The organism is Escherichia sp. E4930 (assembly GCF_005845405.1).
In the GTDB taxonomy this organism is placed as follows: domain Bacteria; phylum Pseudomonadota; class Gammaproteobacteria; order Enterobacterales; family Enterobacteriaceae; genus Escherichia.
Genome location: NZ_VCDZ01000073.1, coordinates 1 through 1039 on the forward strand (window position 1 = coordinate 1; position 1039 = coordinate 1039).

General features: G+C 46.1%; 1 protein-coding gene and 1 pseudogene. Both read right to left on the minus strand.

All coding sequences use genetic code 11. The features are described 5' to 3' along the window. The coding region (locus FFT88_RS25110) for a phosphoadenosine phosphosulfate reductase family protein (RefSeq protein ID WP_167851631.1) at positions 1-734 on the minus strand (734 nt) is incomplete at its 3' end. Positions 735-774: 40 nt separating this feature from the next. After that, a pseudogene (locus FFT88_RS25115) lies at positions 775-1039 on the minus strand (ATP F0F1 synthase synthase); the annotation flags it as partial.

The following is a 1039-nucleotide window of genomic DNA, read 5'->3' on the forward strand; positions in this document are numbered from 1 at the left end:
AACGGCACGCCGGCACGGTACATCAGGTCATACAGGGGATTGTAGATAGCCCGGGTTCTGGCGTTATATATCCAGATATCACGGGCTTTCCAGTCATATAACGGATACATGGTGTAGTAAAACCCTTCAGGCGACGCCGTGGTCCAGGGCTTATCATCGGCATATCTCAGTTTGCGCTGGGACACCAGTCCCATAAAGCGGTTGAGGGATTCATCCGCCCGGACACCGGTCAGCACTGCCACTCCACACCGGTTGCCGGCAAACCAGGAAGAAAACGCCGGAACAAATTCCTCAAAGGTCATGGCGTAACGGTAAAAGGGAAAATACGCCATATCTGTAATGGCCCCCTCCGGTGGCTGGCGAACCCACTTCACACCAGACTCCCAGCATATCCACTCCGGCTGAAACTGCGAGACACCGTTTACCGTGGTCAGGGGAAGTGCCACCCAGTAAAAGATGTCCGTCACATCCCTGTACATCTCCCGCATCTTCTGAATGTGTTCAATGGTGCACTGGTACTGAGCCTCCCAGTCAATGAACAATACAGAGAAATGACGTTTTCTCCTGCGGGCCACCTCTGCCACAAGATGGAAAAGCACCGTGGAATCCTTTCCACCTGAAAAAGAGAGGCATACCGACGGAAAAGTTTCAAAAATCCACTCAATGCGGGCGGTTGCTGCGCGCAGAACATTAGTACAAAGCCAAATTTTGTCTGTCATTAAATGATCATGCATTACTGAACAATATTATCTGCATCCCTTGATATAAAACAATTCATAATTTTTGTATCGAGTTGGCCAACCTTTTTTCATTACCAAATCGAGTTGTGTAATATCTCTCTTCGATACCATACAGCAAAAGTTTAAGCTCTTCGTCACAAGAAATTTCGAAACAGCCAGTGCCATCATCAAACTTTAATTTTTCAGAGCAATAATCATTTATATAAGTTAGCATATTCTCCCTGTCACTTACATCCATTTGGTTTAACGTATCCATCGCTAACGCTATTCTTTTTCTGTTTGGTTTTGAAACATTACAT